The sequence below is a fragment of the Rhizobium sp. BK312 genome, from assembly GCF_014193605.1.
GTDB lineage: Bacteria > Pseudomonadota > Alphaproteobacteria > Rhizobiales > Rhizobiaceae > Rhizobium.
Window position 1 is genome coordinate 465136 of sequence record NZ_JACHZP010000006.1, and the last position, 17632, is coordinate 482767.

Consider the following 17632-nt stretch of genomic DNA (forward strand, 5'->3'; position numbering starts at 1 on the left):
TCAGAAGACCCTCGTTGCCGATGACGCCGACGAGCGCCGGAGGAGGGCGAATAGTTTGATGCCAAGCGCGCGGCGGACGGCCACGTGTAGGAGCAAGGCCTCGATTGCCATGGCAGTGGCGCCGGCAATCGCCGCTCCTTCGATGCCGAAATGCGGGATGAGCGCGACATTGAGCCCGACATTGGCAACGAGCGCTACAGCATAGAGATAGACGCAGAGCATCTGCTTGTCCGCCATGGTCAGGAGCACTTCGGCAGGGCCGACGAGCGCTCTCGCAAGAATGCCGGCAAGCAGGATCGCCATCACAATCTGCCCCTCCGTGAAGGCGGCGCCGAACAGCGAAAGCAGGAGCTGCCCCGCCGCCAGCACCACGAGGCCGAGGGCAAGTGCCGGAAAGAAGGACCAGCGTGTCGCCTCCGTGGCAAAGGCTGCAAGCTTGCTCCGGTCGCCTTCGGCAAGAATGGCGGCAAAGCGCGGGCCGATGGCCGCCCTGACGGCGAAGGAGACGAAGAGCACCAGGGCCATCGTTTTTGCCGCTGCGAAATAGACGGCGACTTCATCCGGATCGAGGAAAATGCCGACGACGATGACATCCGAATTGGTGAGCAGGTAGCCCACGCCTTCGACCAGGAAGATCGGCAGGGCGACGGCTGTCCAGGCGCGGAATTCAGTGGCTTTCGGGCCGCTTGGATAATGGCGGCGCAGACGGAGCGTCACCGCAAGATATTGCAGCAGGACACTGGTGAAAGCGCCGGCGAGAGCTGCGGCCATAGCAGTGACGGCATCGCGTGGTGCGCCGGCGAGGATCGCGGCCACCATGAAGAGCAGGATCAGCGTCGGGCGGATGAGGAAGGTCGGGCTGAGCGCCATGACCGGCCAGTGCTTGGCGCGGGCCGTACCGTCCAGAACGTCTCCAAGCGCAATCATCGGCACGGCAATCAGACCGAGGAAAACCGGCATGATGTAATAGTGCTCGATCATGCCGCGAAAGGCAAAAAGCAGGAGCGCTCCAATCAGCGCCAGCGTGCCCGAGAGGGCAACCACGAACAGGCGTGCCGTCATGTTCAGACCGCGAATGGCATCGTAATTGGCGCTGGCATTATACTGCGGCAGGAAGCGGATGATGGCTGTCGGGAAGCCGAGGCAGGCAAGATTGCCGAACAGGATCATCAACACCCAGACGAAGACGAAAATGCCGTATTCGAACCGGCCCATCAGGCGAGCAAGAATGACCTGCGAGAGAAAGGCGAGCGCAGCGCCTGCAACGCGGATCGTGAAGGCGATCAGCGCCATGCGCTGCGACGCAGCTTTCTCGTCCTGACCGGCAAGGAGGATGCTAATCTTGCGCAGATACGGGGATAGGGCGGCCCGCAAAGCGGACGGCAACATTCTTTCCGCTGTTTGAAAGACCGCCATGATCGATACGCAATACTTTAAGTATGATCCCAAACTCGCGTTAGTCTTGGCAGAGGAGAGTTAAGAATCGGTTCTTGCGACACGTAAAAGTGGCTTTACCGAAGTGGAGGGTTGCCTATCAATCACGCCGGAAAGCAACCATGAGACGCAAGTTGCCCTTGGGCTGCTGCGCCATGCCGCTGCACAGGAAACGGGTGGCGACGGTGCGGTCGGTATGTAGAATCCAGGTCTATCGGAGGAGGATTTCATGCTCACGCTTCACGATTATTTGCCGTCGCAGAATGGCTGGAAGGCCAGGGTTCTGTTCGGATTGCTCGATATTCCCTACCAGACTCGCCTGGTGTCCATCTTCGAGGGTGAGGGGCGCACGGGCGCCTTTCTCGATCTCAATCCGGCAGGCGGCATTCCCGTTCTCGAATTGGAGGATGGGCGAACGATAGCGGAATCGAACGCTATCCTCACCTATGTGGCCGAAGGCACGCGGTTTCTTCCGGCGGATCGCTATTTGCACGCCAAGGTCATGCAATGGCTGTTCTTCGAGCAGTATCATGTCGAACCGGTCATCGGCACGCTGCGCTTCTGGACGCTGACGGGACGGCTCGAGCTCAATGCCGTTATGGCGGAGGCCAAGCGCTTGGTCGGCCTTCGTGCCCTTGCAGCGCTTGAGCGCGGGCTGAAGAATACGCCATTTCTCGTGGGTGGCGAGTTTTCGATCGCGGACATAGCCGTTTACGCCTATGCCCATAAAGCGGCGGATTGCGGCTTCGATCTCGCCGATTACCCGGCGCTTACGGCCTGGTTCGATCGCGTGCTTGACGTCATCGGGCCAGGCTACCCGGTTCATCTCTACAGTGAGGATCCGCATTCCGCTATTTGAGCACGGTAGACGTGCTGGTGACGCTTGCCGGCTGCGCGTATCGACGACAATTGCTGTGATCTCCGATCGTTGCAAACAAAAATGCCGCCCAAAGGCGGCATTCTGTTCGTTGCTATCGGTTTGCGAGGCTTAGACCACTTCGCTGCTTTCGAAGGCGCCGTGGCAGTGCTTGTACTTCTTGCCGGAGCCGCAGGGGCAGGCCTCGTTACGGCCGACGCGGCCCCACGTTGCCGGGTTCAGTGGATCGCGATTTTCCGGAGATATGAAGCTTTCGCTTGCAAGCGCGAACGGGGCGAATTCGTCCTCGCCGGTCGTCGCGTCGATATGACGGGCCTGCATCGGCGGCGTTTCCGGCTCGGCCGGCTGCTGCACCAGTTCAACGCGCGAAAGCTGGGCGGTCACGGCCTGGCGCAGATTGTTCAACAGCGCCTGGAACAGTTCGAAAGCCTCGGCCTTGTATTCCTGCAGCGGATCGCGCTGAGCATAGCCACGGAAGCCGATGACCGAGCGGAGATGATCGAGATTGACGATGTGCTCGCGCCAGAGATTGTCCAGCGTCTGCAGCACGATGGAGCGCTCGACATAGGTCATGATCTCGGGGCCGAAGCGTTCGGCCTTTTCGGCCGCAGCCTTTTCGGCCGCTTCCGTCAGGCGGGCGCGGATATCGTCTTCAGCGATGCCTTCTTCCTTGACCCAGTCATGAATAGGCAGATCGAGATCGAAGAAGTTGGCAACAGCCGTCTTCAGGCCATCGGCATCCCACTGTTCGGCATAGGCGCGCTCCGGAATATGTCTGGCGACGAGATCCTCGATGACGTCGTGGCGCATGTCGCCGACGAATTCGGAGAGGTCCTTCGATTCCATCAGCTCGACGCGCTGGTCGAAGATGACCTTGCGCTGATCGTTCAGCACGTCGTCGTACTTCAGAACGTTCTTGCGGATGTCGAAGTTGCGGGCCTCGACCTTCTTCTGAGCGCGTTCAACCGCCTTGTTGATCCAGGGGTGGACGATCGCTTCGCCTTCCTTGAGACCGAGCTTCTGTAGCATGCCGTCCATGCGGTCGGAGCCGAAGATGCGCATCAGGTCGTCCTGGAGCGACAGGTAGAACTTCGAGCGGCCCGGATCGCCCTGGCGGCCGGAACGGCCACGCAGCTGGTTGTCGATACGGCGGCTTTCATGGCGCTCCGAGGCGATGACGTAGAGGCCGCCGGCAGCGATTGATTTCTGCTTGAGCTCCTTGATCTCTTCGGCAATGCGGGCAATGGCCGCGTCGCGTTCCGGACCTGGCTCCATCTCGTGCAGGTCGCGCTCGACCCGCATTTCCAGATTGCCGCCGAGCTGGATGTCGGTGCCGCGGCCGGCCATGTTGGTGGCAATCGTCACCGCGCCGGGAACGCCGGCCTGGGCGACGATGTAGGCTTCCTGCTCGTGATAGCGGGCGTTCAGAACCTGGAAATTGTTGAAGCCGCGCTTGCGCATGAGATCGGCGAGAAGTTCGGACTTCTCGATAGACGTCGTGCCGACCAGCACGGGCTGGCCGCGCTTGTGCGCGTCGAGGATCTCGTTGATGATGGCGTTATACTTTTCGGCATGCGTACGATAGACCTCGTCGTCCTCATCGATACGCTGGATCGGCAGGTTGGTCGGCACCTCGATCACGTCAAGGCCGTAGATGTTGCCGAATTCCTCTGCTTCCGTCGAAGCCGTACCGGTCATGCCGGCGAGCTTTTCGTACATGCGGAAATAGTTCTGGAAGGTGATCTGCGCCAGCGTCTGGTTTTCCGGCTGGATCTGCACATGTTCCTTGGCTTCCAGTGCCTGGTGTTGACCGTCCGAATAACGGCGGCCCGGCATCATGCGGCCGGTGAATTCGTCGATGATGACGACTTCGCCGTTGCGGACGATATAGTCCTTGTCACGCTGGAACAGCTTGTGCGCCTTGAGCGCATTGTTGATGTGGTGGACGATCGCGACGTTCTCGACGTCGTAGAGCGATTCACCCTTCAACAAGCCGGCTTCCCGCAGCATGTTTTCCAGCTTCTCGGTGCCTTCTTCGGAGAAGTTTGCCGAGCGCTGCTTTTCATCAATTTCGTAGTCTTCCTTCGCCAGGCGGGGAATGAAGGCGTCGATGGTGACATAAAGATCAGAGCGGTCGTCGAGCGGACCGGAGATGATCAGCGGCGTGCGCGCTTCGTCGACGAGGATCGAGTCCACTTCGTCGACGATCGCGAAGCTATGGCCGCGCTGAACCATCTGGGCGCGCTCATACTTCATGTTGTCGCGCAGATAGTCGAAACCGAGCTCGTTGTTGGTAGCGTATGTGATGTCGCAGGCATAGGCGTCATGGCGCTGTTCATCGGACAGGCCGTGGACGATGACGCCGGTCGTCAGGCCGAGGAAGCTGTACAGGCGGCCCATGGTGCCGCTGTCGCGCTGCGCCAGGTAATCGTTGACGGTAACGACATGCACGCCCTTGCCGGCCAGCGCGTTCAGATAGACCGGCAGGGTTGCGACCAGGGTTTTACCTTCGCCGGTCTTCATTTCGGCGATCGCATTGGAATGAAGGATCATGCCGCCGATGAGCTGCACGTCGAAAGGTCGCATGCCGAGAACGCGGCGCGAAGCTTCGCGGGCGACAGCGAAGGCTGGCACGAGGATATCATCCAGCGTCTTGCCGTCCGCGAGCTGCTGGCGGAACTCAACCGTCTTGGCGGCCAGAGCTTCATCGGACAGCGCGCGTATCTCCGGTTCGAGCGCATTGATTGCGGCTACTTGCGGCTGGAACGATTTGACCCGGCGGTCGTTGGACGAGCCGAACAACTTGCGGGCAATTCCACCTAGGCTGACCATGTGACTGGTCCTTTCTGAGATTTCATCCCGCCGTTTCCTGCTTTATTCCTTCCCGAAAAAAACGGGAGTATAGCACAAAACGGCCGGAAACTGTTCTGGACGCGAGGTTGCGTGACAGATAAGAGGGGGGTCGATTGATGTCAACGGGATTTGGCCGATACAGAAAGGCCACATTCTCCTGCTGAAGGCTTTTTCACGCCGGATTCACATCTGTCGAGCCGGTCGAGATCACCGAAGGGTTATTTTATGTTGAAGTATAACAAGCTTGCTGCGGTTGCTTTCGCGACAATCGTTACCTTCCAGGCTCCGGTCTTCGCGGCCGATGCTAAGGATCCCGTTGTCGCCAAGGTCGGCGATGTCGAAATCCATCAATCCGAACTCAATCTCGCGATCGCCAATCTCGATCCGCAGCTCGGCCAGCTTCCGGATGACCAGAAGAAGGTCGCAGCACTTTCGGCCTCGGTCGATGTGAAGCTTTTGTCGCAGAAGGCCGCTGCCGAGAAGCTCGACCAGACGCCGGATTTCCAGGCTCATATGGCCTATCTGCGCGACCGCGAGCTGCACAATGCTTTCTTCAAGGCACATGTCGCCGACGCCATCAAGGATGACGAAGTCAAGGCCCGCTACGACAAGGAAGTCGCAGCCCTGCCGAAGCAGGAAGAAGTTCATGCCCGCCACATTCTCGTGAAGACCGAGGATGAAGCCAAGGCGATCATCAAGGAACTTGATGCCGGCAAGGATTTTGCCACACTTGCCAAGGAAAAGTCGACCGACCCGAACAAGGCTGACGGCGGTGATCTCGGTTATTTCGGTCATGGCCGTATGGTCAAGGAATTCGAAGACGCGGCTTTCGCGCTGCCGGTCGGCACCTATACGAAGACCCCGGTCAAGACCGATTTCGGCTGGCACATCATCAAGGTCGAGGACAAGCGCAACGCTCCTCCTCCGCCGTTCGATCAGGTCAAGGACCAGGTTCGTCAGCTCGTCATGCGCGACAAGTATCTTGAACTCCTGAACCAGGCCAAGCAGGATACCAAGGTCGTCATCAACGACCCGGCTCTCAGCAAGGCCTATGATGATGCGCAGAAGCAGCAGGACGCGGCACCGGCCGACGACGCCGTTGCGCCTGCCGATGGTGCGGCAGCGCCTGACGCTCAGCCGCAGCAGTAAGTCAAAGCAGTTAAACCATCAGGGCCCGGTTTTCCGGGCCTTTCAAGGGAGCCGGATGATTTTAGGTCGATACGACCCAAAATCTGAATCCGCTCCAGAATTAAAAAGCAGAGCATGATGTAATCCGAAAACCGCCTACACTTTTCGGCATCATGCTCGTCCAGGTGGCTCTCATGTCCGGTTCCGTCTCTCCGCTTGCTCCCAAAACCTTCACCGCCATGCCCGCCCTTCGCGGCGTGCGCATGACCACGGCGTCCGCCGGCATCAAGTACAAGAACCGGACCGATGTCCTGCTGATGGTCTTCGACAAGCCGGCCGCCGTTGCCGGTGTCTTTACGCGTTCGAAGTGCCCTTCGGCTCCGGTCGATTTCTGCCGTAGGAACCTGGCCCACGGCAGTGCCCGCGCCGTCGTCGTCAATTCCGGCAATGCCAATGCCTTCACCGGGCTGAAGGGACGCCAGGCGACGGAACTGACCGCCAAGTCCGCGGCGGCCGCCGTCGGCTGCGGTGAAAACGAAGTCTATCTTGCCTCTACCGGCGTCATCGGCGAGCCGCTTGACGCCACCAAGTTTGCCGGCGTGCTCGACACGATGGCGAAGGATGCAACAAGCGATTTCTGGTTCGAAGCCGCCAAGGCGATTATGACCACGGACACCTATCCGAAGGTCGCGACCCGTACCGCCGAGATCGGCGGCGTCAAGGTCACCATCAACGGTATTGCCAAGGGCGCCGGCATGATTGCGCCCGACATGGCGACGATGCTCTCCTTCGTGGTCACCGATGCCGATATTTCTTCTGCCGCATTGCAGACGCTGCTGTCCGAGGGCGTCGGCCCGAGCTTCAATTCGATGACGGTCGATAGCGACACGTCGACCTCGGATACGTTGATGCTGTTTGCCACCGGCGCTGCCGCGGCTGACGGTCAGGCGCATATCGACCGCGCCGACGATCCGAAGCTTGCGGGTTTCAAGGCGGCACTTAACGAGCTGCTGAAGGATCTAGCCATCCAGGTCGTGCGTGATGGCGAAGGCGCGACCAAGATGCTCGAAATCACCGTGACCGGCGCCGAAAATGACGCGGCTGCTAAGCGCATCGCGCTTTCGATCGCCAATTCGCCGCTGGTCAAGACCGCAGCTGCCGGCGAAGACGCCAACTGGGGTCGTGTCGTCATGGCGGTCGGCAAGGCCGGCGAGATGGCGGATCGCGACAAGCTCGCCATCTGGTTCGGCGATGTCCGCGTTGCCGTCAACGGCGAGCGTGACGCTTCCTATTCGGAAGACGCCGCCTCGAATGTCATGAAGCAGCAGGATATTCCCGTGAAGGTCGATCTCGGCCTCGGCAATGGCCGCGCAACGGTCTGGACCTGCGACCTCACCAAGGAATATGTTGCCATCAATGGCGACTACCGGAGCTGATACCTCGCTGATGCATGCGCAGTCCACGATAAACAAACTGCCGCTGGTGCGCAGGCTCGAAGCCGTCGGCTTCCGGGCCTGGCCTGCCTCGTCGGTGCAATATGATGGCAGCTGGCAGATCCGGCTGACGGCGGGGCATCCGTCTAAGCGGCTGAATTCGGTCGTGCCACTCGATCCCTCCGATCATCGCGATCTCGAAATCCGGCTGGCAAAAGCGCAGCGCAAGTTCGAGGCCTATGGCAGGCCAATGATCGTGCGCGAGACGCCGCTCGCCTCGCCGAAGCTCATCGATCTGCTGCGGGAGCGCGGTTGGACGTGCTTCGACGAGACGATCGTCATGACCGCCGATCTTGTCGATCTTGAATTGCCTGACATGCTGGATCATCTGCCGAGCCACGATGTCGGCCGCTTTGTCGATGCGAGCCTCATCGTTGATGAGGCTGATCCGGCTTTGAAGCCGGCATTGGCCGAGGTGGTGAGCGGCATCAAGCCGCCATCGGGCCTCTTTGTCATCGAAAATGACGATGCCGGGCCGGTAGCGACAACGCTCTGCGTGCAGGACAATGATCTTGCCGGCGTCATGTCGGTTGCCGTCTCGCCGCAGCATCGGCGCAAGGGCCTTGGAGCCGAGATCCTGACTTCGGCACTTCGCTGGGCACGCATGCGTAGCGCGAAGACCGCCTGGCTTCAGGTCGGCGCCGACAATGCGCCGGCGCTGGCGCTCTATGTCCGTTTCGGCTTCCGCGAGGCCTATCGCTACTGCTACTGGCAACCGCCGGGGGCTGCATGAGCGACGCTGGCCGCAAAATCGTTCTCGTCGCCGCCTGCGCGCTCATCGATGCTGATGGTCGCATCCTGCTGGCGCAACGTCCCGAGGGAAAATCGCTCGCCGGCCTCTGGGAGTTTCCCGGCGGCAAGGTGGAAGTTGGCGAGACGCCAGAGGAAACCTTAGTGCGCGAGCTTCAGGAAGAGCTCGGTATCCAGACGAAGATTGCCTGCCTTGCGCCGCTGACTTTTGCCAGCCACACCTATGAAACCTTTCATCTGCTGATGCCGCTTTACATCTGCCGGCGCTATGAGGGCATTCCGCATGGCCGGGAAGGGCAGGCGATCAAATGGGTGCGGCCGCAAGCTCTGCGTGATTATCCCATGCCGCCGGCCGACGAGCCGCTGATCCCATTCCTGCAGGATCTGCTTTAGCTTTTTGTAGCAAGGGCTGAGGCGCCGCCGCCGTGGGGCGGTCTCGCGCGGTGTCTAGATATCTCTGAATTTGAAAGTTGATTTTGCAAGCTGATCGAGATTGGAGGCGCCGGGCTCTCTAGGGGACGCATCCGTCTTCGGCATTTTGCGGAGCAAATCCCTCAGCATGTCAGATTGCCTGTCGCATTCGCGGCGAATTGCCTCCAGATGTTCGAGCATCAGTCCAAAGGCAAAAATCACGGCGCCGCTAAAGGCGTAGGAAAGGGCGGCTATCAGCCCTGCTGCGACGCCGGCTGCACTTCCCATAAACAAAATCGCAATCCCGAACAGGATCGCAATACCAATCACCAAACCGCCAACCGCCTTGAGCAAACCTGCCATGTGTAAATTCCTGCAACCCAAGATAATAAAGGATGACTTGGTGATATATCATCGCGCGCAAGTGTCAATTTCTATTATTTGGAGTATCGAGTAAATATTCTTGCAATACGTGCGTCTGCGCGGCGAATTTGATGTCCCGTAGCGGGGCGGATCTCTTTCGCGTTTACGCAGAGACGGTTTGGAATGCGTTAAGGCGGTGCATCGAATTTATGGTTAACGAAAATTAGCCATTTAAAATCAGATCTATAGCCTGATTCGACCATTGTCCCGGAATTTTACGTCTCATTAATTTGCATGTGGATATTAAGGGATCGTTTATGACCTTCTGGCATTCAATTCTCTCAATCAAGCGGTTGTTGGGTGCGTTAGAGAAGGCTTGACATAATGGACGACGATTTCTGGAAAGCTGTTCAGGAAAAAGAGCAGTCCTATTCCACGTCGCGCAGAACGGGCGCGTTGAATATCGCTTTGCTGTTCGGTACGGCGGCGGTCGCGCTTTCGCTTATTCTGACTCCGATGCTCTCTGACAAATCCAAGTCGCGCGTGCTTGCTAGCGCGCCGGATATCGACAATATTGCTACGGGTTCGATCCCGCAGACGGAAAATGGCAAGCGGTACACGATCCGCCGCAGCGTTTTGCAGCAGGAACCGGGTTCGGTCTGCATCGTCCAGGGTTATGGTGCCGATACCGGCTGCCAATAGCGCATTTCCAGGAAAAGTGCGCAGCGGTTTTCAGTCCGGAATGCGAAAAAATAGAGCGTTTTCGCGCATCGAAGAAAAGCGGAAATGCTATAGTGCATGAGCATAGCCTGCCGGATGCCATGACGAGCATCGGATTCTTCAGTTGTCCAATGCTGGGAGCTTCGAGCTTATGCGTTCCGTTCGGCGTATTTTCACCGATAAGACCGGTGCCACGGTCATTGAATACGGTCTCATTGCTGCCTTGATGTCGGCCGCAATCATCAGCGGGGTCGGCGCCTTCGGCGGCAGCCTTTCAAACACATTCAATCTTCTGTCCGATACGATGCAGAATTCGGCAGCGTCCCAGAACTGACGCGGCCGGCAAATCTTTGGCTATTGTTTGAGCTTGTGCTCTTCAACCTTGAGCGCATCCGCCAAGCGCGCCTTGGCGGAACCCGGTCGCAGTGGCTTCTGCTGGCTTTCGTGCGGCGTCCATCCTGAGACGTAGATAATCGAGAATGTCGCCCTGATCCGCCCGTCCGGATCGGAATAGCGCTCGGCATAGAGCTCGGCCGCACGCAGAAAGAAGGCACGCGTCAGCGGCTTGCGGCTGCGATCGACCAGCGGATTGGTCATGCCCATGGCGCGCAGATCGCGCATCAAGGCAAACAGATTGTCGTAGCGCACGGTGTAGTTTTCGGCGTCGATGACGGGCAGTGTAAAGCCGGCACGCTGAAGGAGACCGCCGACATCGCGGACATCGGCAAAGGGGATGACACGGGGGCTTGCGCCGCCCGTCAGCTCTATTTCGGTCGCGAGCAGCACGTCGCGCAATTCCTGCAGGGTTCCGGAGCCGGGGATCGCCGCCAGAAAAAGACCGTCGGCCTTCAGTGCGCGGCGGATTTGGATGAAGACGCCGGGCGTGTCGTTGGTGACATGCAGGCTGAGCGGGGAAAGCACGAGGTTGACCGATTCCGGCGCGAGCGGCAGCTCCTCCGGCGGCGCCTCGATGATGGTCTCGCCAGGAGCGGCAAAATCCTTCTCGCTTTCTATCCTTTTCAAACGGCCGATCTTGCCTGTCGCCAGAGCGAGGCGCGCGGCAATGCCTGTCGCGCCATGCAGCTCGACCGCGTCGTCGAAATGGCGTTCGGTCACGGCAAGCCGTTCCGCCAGTTCGCTGGCGGCGATATCGAGCAGGAAAGCCGCTTTCGTATCACCTTGTTTTAGCGCCCGGCGTTTGCGGGCCGAAAGCAGCGATTGGTCGAATACGATTTCCATGGTGGTTTCCTGCACTATCATCAATTCGGCTGGGCATGCCGGGCACACGCGTTTCTCTTGCGCAATTCCGGACGGAAAACCGCTATACACTTTTCCTGGAATTGCTAGTCTCAATCATATGGGGATGATGGGACGCGAAATCACCTTATCGATGCTGGGCGCCGGGCTGAAAAGGCCCTTCGTGGCGCTTGCGGATTTGGTCTATCCGCCCGCATGTCCGGGCTGTGGGGTTTCGGTCGGCGCGCATCGTGGTCTTTGCCCCGCATGCTGGTCCGGTATTCGCTTTATCGAGCGACCTTATTGTGAAGTCCTCGGCAGTCCGTTTTCCCATGATCTCGGTGCCGGCATTCTAAGCGCTGAGGCGATCGCCGATCCACCCGTCTTCGACCGGTTGCGTTCCGCTGCCGTCCATGACGGTATCGTGCGGGATCTCGTTCTCAGCCTGAAATATCGCGATCGCACCGATCTCGCGCCGATGATGGCCGGCTGGATGCTGCGCGCCAGCGATGGCACGATTGCGGATTGCGATGCGATCATTCCGGTGCCTCTGCACCGCGCGCGGCTGTTTGCACGTAAATATAATCAGGCGGCCGAACTCGCTCGCCATATCGCCCGTCTTTCAGGCAAGCCGTTGTTTGCCGCAACGCTTTTGCGCGTCAAGCGCACGAGCCAGCAGGTCGGTCTCGGGGCCAAGGCGCGACAGGATAATGTGCGCGGCGCTTTCGCCGTTTCCGAGCATCGGGCCGCCGATATATTCGGGCGGCGCATCGTTCTCGTCGACGACGTTTATACGACCGGCGCCACGGTTGCCGCGGCCACGCGCGCGCTGAAGAAAGCAGGTGCTGTCGATGTCACTGTTTTGACCTTTGCAAGGGTCGTCGGCCATCTTATATGACACTAGAGGCGGATGATTTAGGTCGAAACGACCAAAAATCTGAATCCGCTCTAGAATCAAATAAGTAAAGCATGATGTCGTCCGAAAACCGCAGACACTTTTCGGTATCATGCTCTAAATCTAGGCTTTTCCGGAGTGGATCATGGCATCCGTCGTTATCTATACGCGTGAATTCTGCGGCTATTGCGCCCGCGCGAAATCCCTGCTCGAATCCAAAGGCGTCGATTATGTCGAGCACAACGCCACCTATTCGCCCGAGATGCGGCAGGAGATGATCGCCAAGGCGAATGGCGCTTCGACCTTCCCGCAGATCTTCATCAATGGCGAGCATGTCGGTGGCTGCGACGACATCCATGCGCTCGACCGGGCCGGCAAGCTCGATCCGATGCTGGCTGCCTGATCCATATTGACGAGGAGAGACCGATGAGCTTCAAGGCCGCTGCCATCCAGATGTGTTCCGGCGTCGATCCGGTGAAGAACGCGGCTGATATGGCCCGTTTAGTGCGGGATGCCGCTACGCAGGGGGCGATCTACGTGCAGACGCCGGAGATGACCGGCGCGGTGCAGAAGGATCGCCCGGGGCTGCGCGCCGTGCTGCGGGACGAGCCGAACGATATCATCGTCAAGACGGCCTCCGAACTGGCGAAGGAACTCGGCATCCATCTTCACATCGGCTCGACGGCCATTGCGCTCGATGACGGCAAGATTGCCAATCGCGGCTTCCTCTTCGGTCCTGACGGCAAGCTCATCAATCGCTACGACAAGATCCATATGTTCGATGTGGATCTCGACAATGGCGAGAGCTGGCGCGAAAGCGCTGTCTACCGGCCGGGATCGGAGGCGCGCATCGCGTCGCTGCCGTTTGCTCAACTCGGCTTTTCCATCTGCTACGACGTACGCTTTCCGCAGCTCTTCCGCGCCCAGGCTGTTGCCGGCGCCGAGGTGATGACGGTGCCCGCCGCCTTCACGAAGCAGACCGGCGAAGCGCATTGGGAAATCCTGCTGCGCGCCCGCGCCATCGAAAACGGCATGTTCGTCATCGCCGCCGCCCAGGCCGGCAGGCATGAGGACGGCCGCGAGACCTTCGGCCATTCGATGATTATCGATCCCTGGGGCAAGGTGCTGGCATCCGCCGGCGGTACGGGCGAAGCCGTCGTCATCGCCGAGATTGACACTGCTGCCGTCAAATCAGCTCATGACAAGATACCGAACCTGAAGAATGCGCGTGAATTTTCGCTGGAAAAGATCGCGACGCCGGCGGCTGGAGGCGTCGCTGCTTGATCCGTTATTCGCTTACCTGTGACAATGCCCATGAGTTCGAGGGCTGGTTTTCCGAAAGCGCCGATTTCGATCGCCAGGTCGCAAGCGGTTTCCTCACCTGTCCTGTCTGCAATTCGGGTGCGATCTCCAAGCTCCTGATGGCGCCTTCGGTTTCGACGGCGCGCAAGAAGGATGAGTTGCAGACGCTCGCGATGGACGCAGCGCGCAAGCAGGCCTTGGTGAAACTCAAGGAAGCGGTCGACGCCATCAAGGCCAATGCCGAGGATGTCGGCACGAAATTCCCGGAGGAGGCCCGTAAGATCCATTACGGCGAAGCAGATGCGCGCGGGATCATCGGCAAGGCGACGCCGGACGAGGCACAGGCACTCGTCGAGGAAGGCATCGAGATCGCCGCCATTCCTGTGCTGCCCGACGATATCAACTGATGCCGGTCGCCGGCAGCCAACATCTCGCCGTGCATAATTTCGGGCTGCATGTCGAGGCCTATGAAAGCCCTGCCGTCGAGGGGTTTCGCCTGCGCGAGGCGGCGAATTTCGAGGCGGCGGCCCGTGCTCACGGTTTCATTGGCCGCTCTGGCTATGCCGGCGAGCCCGGTACGGCCTGTTGGGGCGAGCAGGTCTTTCCGCGTTTCATCGAGGGCAGCGGCTTTCAGACCGCACCATCATCCCTATCGCTTTGGGCCGATATCGAATCGCTTATGGCATTCACCTATAGTGGCGTGCATGCCGACGCCCTGAAACATGGTCGGCACTGGAATGTCAGGCAGAGCTGGCCGCCGCTTGTCCTTTGGTGGGTGGAAGCTGGAACCGTACCGCGGTGGCAGGATGGGGTAGAGCGCCTCGAACACCTTCACGATTATGGCGCAGGCCCAAGGGCGTTCTCATTCAAACAGCTCTATGGATCCGATGGTCAGCCACTTGAGATCGACCGTTCTCGTATCAAGGAAATCGTTGCGCTCAACGCTGCCACGCAGGGCGAGTTACTGGCGCATGTGCTGACACTGAAGATCTGAGGCAGATGCGTGATCAGCTCAGGTTCGCTCGCTTCGCCAACAGCATATAGTTGACGTCCATATCTTTCGATAGGTTCCAGCGGTCCTGCAGCGGCGAATAGAATACGCCCGTGCGAGCGGTGATCTCGAGGCCGCTTGCGGCAAGCGGCTTTTCGATCTCCTCCGGACGTACGAGCTTTTCGTATTGATGGGTGCCGCGCGGCAGCCATCTCAGCACGTTTTCCGCCGCAAAGATGGCAAGTGCCGCCGCCTTCATGGTACGGTTGATGGTCGCAACGAACATCAGGCCGCCGGGGCGCACCATTTTCGCGCAGGTCGACAGGAAGAATTCGACGTCGGCGACATGCTCCACCACTTCCATGTTCAGCACGATATCGAAGGTTTCGCCGGCTTCGGCCAGCTGCTCGGCCGTGACGGCGCGGTAGTCGACGGGAACGCCGGAGGCTTTTGCGTGCGTCGAGGCGATGCCGATGTTCTTTTCGGAAGGGTCGGCGCCGATGACGGTGGCGCCCATGCGCGCTACCGGCTCCGACAGAAGGCCGCCGCCGCAGCCAATGTCGAGCACGCGCAGACCCTCAAGCGGCCTGCTGCTCTTCGGGTCGCGGTCGAAATTCTCGCAGGCGCGGTCGCGGATATAGGCAAGGCGCACAGGATTGAACTTGTGCAGCGGCTTGAACTTGCCGGTGGGGCTCCACCACTCGGCCGCCATGGCGGAGAAACGGTCCACTTCGCTCTGGTCGATCGTGCTCTTTGCCGTTTCGTTCATGGCTTGCTCCGTGATTTGCGTCGTTCGAAGGTTCGGACGACCGCACGCAATAATTCTATCCCGTAGGGTGAAGTCGGACGATCGATGCGCGATGTCAAGGGCCCGCGACCTTCGATCAGCTGTGGGCTATCCCGATCAGGAGGCGCGAATTGCGATGCGAAGGTTGACATGGAGGTATCTTATGGCCGATCAATCCCCGGGGCTGTGAAATGGACTTTCGGGACCGGGATCGATTGCGATCAACCGGCTTGTAGAGGAGTTCCTCATGAGACCACTCCGTCTCGCGACGGCCATCGCCATGGGCTGGCTTGCGGCCAACCATGCAAATGCCGGGGACGGCAAGGGGTTTCGCCTGACGATCGACGGCATTAGCGTCGGCATCAATCCCGGCGATACGCTCGAAGTCACCATGAAGGACGGCAGCAAGGTGCCTGTAGAGCTGCAGCGCAGCGAAACGGTCACGTTTACGGGCGGCAAATTCTCCTTCGATCATGATGGCAAATTCACGGTCGCAAAGACGGATCTCGGAGACGGCGTGCAGCAATATGCGCTGATGACGCCGATCGGCACCGGCATCATCGTGCAGGTCTATAAGGGTCTCAACCCTTCCAGTTATACCGATGTCGTCCTGCAGCAGATGGTGCAGGAGAGCCTCAATGGCGGCGCGAAGATCAGCAAGCGGCCAACCCAGCGCACATTGCTGAGCGGTACCGTATTGAAGGGTATCAAGGCGGAGACGACCACGGACGACGACGTCATGGAGTATGAGATCGTCGCGACCGGCCGGCCGGAAGGCGGTGTGCTTGTCGCCACATTCCTCAACAGGGAAAACCTACCCAGGGAAGAGGGCATTCTCGACAAGCTCTGGTCGACCTTAAAAGTTGATTTTTAGAGTAAGCTTTTGACTGCTGGGGTATCCAGCGCTATTGCACCTGCCCGACAAACTCGCTAAGAGACGGCCCCATTGAGATCACGCTTTTCCGGCTACCGAACCGGGAGGGCGATTTTGCATGTCGGGCTTATCGCGTTCAGCCGCCCGGCGCAGGGTACTGGTAGAGGCACATGGCACGCATCGTGATGAAATTCGGCGGGACCTCCGTCGCGGATCTGGACCGTATCAAGAATGTCGCACGCCATGTGAAACGCGAGGTTGATGCCGGTCACGAAGTGGCAGTCGTCGTTTCCGCCATGTCCGGCAAGACCAACGAACTGGTCGGCTGGGTCCAGAACATGCCGAAAGTCTCCGGCGCCAACCACTCGATCTACGATGCGCGCGAATATGATGCCGTCGTGGCTTCGGGCGAGCAGGTCACATCAGGCCTTCTGGCGATTGCGCTGCAGGCCATGGGGATCAACGCCCGCTCGTGGCAGGGCTGGCAGATCCCGATCCGCACCGACAACGCCCATGGCGCGGCCCGCATTCTCGAGATCGAGGGCGAGGACATAATCCGCCGCATGGGTGAGGGCCAGGTCGCCGTCATCGCCGGCTTTCAGGGGCTCGGCCCCGACAACCGCCTCTCGACGCTCGGCCGTGGCGGTTCCGATACCTCGGCCGTTGCGATCGCCGCCGCCGTGAAGGCCGACCGCTGCGATATCTATACCGACGTCGATGGCGTTTATACGACCGATCCGCGCATCGAGCCCAAGGCACGTCGCCTGAAGAAGATCGCCTTCGAGGAAATGCTCGAAATGGCCTCTCTCGGCGCTAAGGTGCTGCAGGTGCGCTCGGTCGAGCTCGCCATGGTGTTCAAGGTTCGCACCTTCGTGCGCTCTTCTTTCGAGGATCCCGATGCTCCGGGCATGGGCGATCTGCTTAACCCGCCCGGAACGCTGATTTGTGACGAGGAAGAAATCGTGGAACAGGAAGTAGTCACCGGCATTGCCTATGCCAAGGATGAGGCCCAGATCTCGCTGCGCCGTCTTGCCGACCGGCCGGGTGTTTCCGCCGCGATCTTCGGGCCGCTGGCCGAAAACCACATCAATGTCGACATGATCGTCCAGAACATTTCCGAGGACGGTTCGAAAACCGACATGACCTTCACGGTTCCGTCCGGCGATGTCGAGAAGGCGCTGCGCGTCCTTGGCGAGAACAAGGAAAAGATCGGCTATGACGTGATTCAGAACGAATCAGGTCTGGTCAAGGTTTCTGTGATCGGTATCGGTATGCGCTCGCATGCAGGCGTGGCCGCGACCGCTTTCAGGGCACTTGCCGAAAAAGGCATCAACATCAAGGCTATTACGACGTCAGAAATCAAGATTTCCATCCTGATCGACGGTCCTTATGCAGAACTCGCAGTCAGGACTTTGCATTCCTGCTACGGTCTGGATAAGAGTTGAGTCACGACTGCTGACGACGGACCGTGACGGAGGCGAGTTTCGGCCGGCCCTGACGTGGGCAAGACGAGCATGA

General features: G+C 59.5%; 19 protein-coding genes. 14 read left to right on the top strand and 5 right to left on the bottom strand.

Translation table 11 applies throughout. The features are described from left to right. The gene (locus tag FHT85_RS19755; RefSeq protein WP_112412688.1) at positions 1–1416 is read right to left on the bottom strand and encodes a polysaccharide biosynthesis C-terminal domain-containing protein; all 1416 of its coding nucleotides are present in this window, start codon (positions 1414–1416) and stop codon (positions 1–3) included. Between the two features lie 247 nt (positions 1417–1663). On the opposite strand from FHT85_RS19755, the gene FHT85_RS19760 reads away from it, so the two are divergent. Then, complete coding sequence (locus FHT85_RS19760) at positions 1664–2293, top strand: glutathione S-transferase family protein (protein WP_112412689.1); 630 nt, start codon at positions 1664–1666, stop codon at positions 2291–2293. Positions 2294–2422: 129 nt separating this feature from the next. On the opposite strand, the gene secA is transcribed toward FHT85_RS19760, so the two are convergent. Next, the gene (gene secA, locus FHT85_RS19765; protein WP_112412690.1) at positions 2423–5143 is read right to left on the bottom strand and encodes a preprotein translocase subunit SecA; all 2721 of its coding nucleotides are present in this window, start codon (positions 5141–5143) and stop codon (positions 2423–2425) included. 246 nt (positions 5144–5389) lie between these two features. Between secA and FHT85_RS19770 the strand changes: the two genes are divergently transcribed. The 4 genes from FHT85_RS19770 to mutT all read left to right on the top strand — a co-directional run bounded on the left by FHT85_RS19770 (position 5390) and on the right by mutT (position 8928). Next, positions 5390–6313, top strand: a complete 924-nt coding sequence (locus FHT85_RS19770; protein ID WP_112336465.1) for a peptidylprolyl isomerase — start codon at positions 5390–5392, stop codon at positions 6311–6313. Between the two features lie 173 nt (positions 6314–6486). After that, the gene (gene argJ / locus FHT85_RS19775) at positions 6487–7728 is read left to right on the top strand and encodes a bifunctional glutamate N-acetyltransferase/amino-acid acetyltransferase ArgJ (RefSeq protein WP_112412703.1); all 1242 of its coding nucleotides are present in this window, start codon (positions 6487–6489) and stop codon (positions 7726–7728) included. Then, positions 7709–8518 (top strand): GNAT family N-acetyltransferase, encoded by an 810-nt coding sequence (locus tag FHT85_RS19780; RefSeq protein ID WP_112412691.1) that lies wholly within the window; start codon positions 7709–7711, stop codon positions 8516–8518. Before argJ ends, FHT85_RS19780 begins: the two co-directional genes overlap by 20 nt. Then, positions 8515–8928 carry an 8-oxo-dGTP diphosphatase MutT gene (gene mutT, locus FHT85_RS19785; RefSeq protein ID WP_112336467.1) on the top strand — a complete coding sequence of 138 codons (414 nt, stop codon included), beginning with the start codon at positions 8515–8517 and terminating at the stop codon, positions 8926–8928. Before FHT85_RS19780 ends, mutT begins: the two co-directional genes overlap by 4 nt. A 54-nt stretch (positions 8929–8982) precedes the next feature. Here the strand turns inward: mutT and FHT85_RS19790 are convergent, their stop codons facing one another. After that, positions 8983–9309 carry a hypothetical protein gene (locus FHT85_RS19790; protein WP_112412692.1) on the bottom strand — a complete coding sequence of 109 codons (327 nt, stop codon included), beginning with the start codon at positions 9307–9309 and terminating at the stop codon, positions 8983–8985. A 384-nt stretch (positions 9310–9693) separates the two neighbouring features. On the opposite strand from FHT85_RS19790, the gene FHT85_RS19795 reads away from it, so the two are divergent. Continuing rightward, entirely contained in the window at positions 9694–10011 is a 318-nt protein-coding gene (locus tag FHT85_RS19795) for a hypothetical protein (RefSeq protein ID WP_015341285.1), read from the top strand. Between the two features lie 169 nt (positions 10012–10180). Further along, positions 10181–10363 carry a Flp family type IVb pilin gene (locus FHT85_RS19800; protein WP_112400574.1) on the top strand — a complete coding sequence of 61 codons (183 nt, stop codon included), beginning with the start codon at positions 10181–10183 and terminating at the stop codon, positions 10361–10363. A 20-nt stretch (positions 10364–10383) separates the two neighbouring features. On the opposite strand, the gene FHT85_RS19805 is transcribed toward FHT85_RS19800, so the two are convergent. Further along, positions 10384–11268 (bottom strand): methyltransferase domain-containing protein, encoded by an 885-nt coding sequence (locus FHT85_RS19805; protein WP_112412693.1) that lies wholly within the window; start codon positions 11266–11268, stop codon positions 10384–10386. A 118-nt stretch (positions 11269–11386) separates the two neighbouring features. Between FHT85_RS19805 and FHT85_RS19810 the strand changes: the two genes are divergently transcribed. The 5 genes from FHT85_RS19810 (at position 11387) to FHT85_RS19830 (ending at position 14456) form a co-directional block, all read left to right on the top strand. Beyond that, positions 11387–12163: a ComF family protein gene (locus FHT85_RS19810; protein WP_112400576.1), complete on the top strand. Its 777-nt coding sequence runs from the start codon at positions 11387–11389 to the stop codon at positions 12161–12163. A 142-nt stretch (positions 12164–12305) separates the two neighbouring features. After that, entirely contained in the window at positions 12306–12563 is a 258-nt protein-coding gene (gene grxC, locus FHT85_RS19815; protein ID WP_015341281.1) for a glutaredoxin 3, read from the top strand. A 23-nt stretch (positions 12564–12586) separates the two neighbouring features. Beyond that, entirely contained in the window at positions 12587–13444 is an 858-nt protein-coding gene (locus FHT85_RS19820; protein WP_112412694.1) for a carbon-nitrogen hydrolase family protein, read from the top strand. Further along, entirely contained in the window at positions 13441–13869 is a 429-nt protein-coding gene (locus FHT85_RS19825; RefSeq protein WP_112400579.1) for a DUF1178 family protein, read from the top strand. The genes FHT85_RS19820 and FHT85_RS19825 overlap by 4 nt, the downstream gene beginning before the upstream one ends. Further along, positions 13869–14456, top strand: a complete 588-nt coding sequence (locus FHT85_RS19830; RefSeq protein WP_112412695.1) for a DUF3291 domain-containing protein — start codon at positions 13869–13871, stop codon at positions 14454–14456. The genes FHT85_RS19825 and FHT85_RS19830 overlap by 1 nt, the downstream gene beginning before the upstream one ends. A gap of 13 nt (positions 14457–14469) precedes the next feature. Here FHT85_RS19830 and ubiG read toward each other — a convergent pair whose 3' ends face one another. Then, positions 14470–15222, bottom strand: a complete 753-nt coding sequence (gene ubiG / locus FHT85_RS19835; protein WP_112400581.1) for a bifunctional 2-polyprenyl-6-hydroxyphenol methylase/3-demethylubiquinol 3-O-methyltransferase UbiG — start codon at positions 15220–15222, stop codon at positions 14470–14472. Between the two features lie 265 nt (positions 15223–15487). Here ubiG and FHT85_RS19840 point away from each other — a divergent pair, with 265 nt between their 5' ends. Together FHT85_RS19840 and FHT85_RS19845 are read left to right on the top strand one after the other, a co-directional pair. Then, entirely contained in the window at positions 15488–16114 is a 627-nt protein-coding gene (locus tag FHT85_RS19840; RefSeq protein ID WP_112412696.1) for a hypothetical protein, read from the top strand. A gap of 170 nt (positions 16115–16284) precedes the next feature. After that, positions 16285–17559 carry an aspartate kinase gene (locus FHT85_RS19845; protein ID WP_112336476.1) on the top strand — a complete coding sequence of 425 codons (1275 nt, stop codon included), beginning with the start codon at positions 16285–16287 and terminating at the stop codon, positions 17557–17559. The last annotated feature ends 73 nt before the right edge of the window (positions 17560–17632 follow it).

What these genes read in the sequence shown, in the direction of transcription:
- FHT85_RS19845 (WP_112336476.1), top strand. Translation starts at nt 16,285, where the DNA reads ATGGCACGCATCGTGATGAAATTCGGCGGGACCTCCGTCGCGGATCTG.
- secA (WP_112412690.1), bottom strand. Translation starts at nt 5,143, where the DNA reads ATGGTCAGCCTAGGTGGAATTGCCCGCAAGTTGTTCGGCTCGTCCAAC.
- FHT85_RS19840 (WP_112412696.1), top strand. Translation starts at nt 15,488, where the DNA reads ATGAGACCACTCCGTCTCGCGACGGCCATCGCCATGGGCTGGCTTGCG.
- mutT (WP_112336467.1), top strand. Translation starts at nt 8,515, where the DNA reads ATGAGCGACGCTGGCCGCAAAATCGTTCTCGTCGCCGCCTGCGCGCTC.
- FHT85_RS19790 (WP_112412692.1), bottom strand. Translation starts at nt 9,309, where the DNA reads ATGGCAGGTTTGCTCAAGGCGGTTGGCGGTTTGGTGATTGGTATTGCG.
- grxC (WP_015341281.1), top strand. Translation starts at nt 12,306, where the DNA reads ATGGCATCCGTCGTTATCTATACGCGTGAATTCTGCGGCTATTGCGCC.
- FHT85_RS19805 (WP_112412693.1), bottom strand. Translation starts at nt 11,268, where the DNA reads ATGGAAATCGTATTCGACCAATCGCTGCTTTCGGCCCGCAAACGCCGG.
- FHT85_RS19810 (WP_112400576.1), top strand. Translation starts at nt 11,387, where the DNA reads ATGGGGATGATGGGACGCGAAATCACCTTATCGATGCTGGGCGCCGGG.
- argJ (WP_112412703.1), top strand. Translation starts at nt 6,487, where the DNA reads ATGTCCGGTTCCGTCTCTCCGCTTGCTCCCAAAACCTTCACCGCCATG.
- FHT85_RS19795 (WP_015341285.1), top strand. Translation starts at nt 9,694, where the DNA reads ATGGACGACGATTTCTGGAAAGCTGTTCAGGAAAAAGAGCAGTCCTAT.
- FHT85_RS19780 (WP_112412691.1), top strand. Translation starts at nt 7,709, where the DNA reads ATGGCGACTACCGGAGCTGATACCTCGCTGATGCATGCGCAGTCCACG.
- FHT85_RS19760 (WP_112412689.1), top strand. Translation starts at nt 1,664, where the DNA reads ATGCTCACGCTTCACGATTATTTGCCGTCGCAGAATGGCTGGAAGGCC.
- FHT85_RS19800 (WP_112400574.1), top strand. Translation starts at nt 10,181, where the DNA reads ATGCGTTCCGTTCGGCGTATTTTCACCGATAAGACCGGTGCCACGGTC.
- FHT85_RS19830 (WP_112412695.1), top strand. Translation starts at nt 13,869, where the DNA reads ATGCCGGTCGCCGGCAGCCAACATCTCGCCGTGCATAATTTCGGGCTG.
- FHT85_RS19820 (WP_112412694.1), top strand. Translation starts at nt 12,587, where the DNA reads ATGAGCTTCAAGGCCGCTGCCATCCAGATGTGTTCCGGCGTCGATCCG.
- FHT85_RS19770 (WP_112336465.1), top strand. Translation starts at nt 5,390, where the DNA reads ATGTTGAAGTATAACAAGCTTGCTGCGGTTGCTTTCGCGACAATCGTT.
- ubiG (WP_112400581.1), bottom strand. Translation starts at nt 15,222, where the DNA reads ATGAACGAAACGGCAAAGAGCACGATCGACCAGAGCGAAGTGGACCGT.
- FHT85_RS19755 (WP_112412688.1), bottom strand. Translation starts at nt 1,416, where the DNA reads ATGGCGGTCTTTCAAACAGCGGAAAGAATGTTGCCGTCCGCTTTGCGG.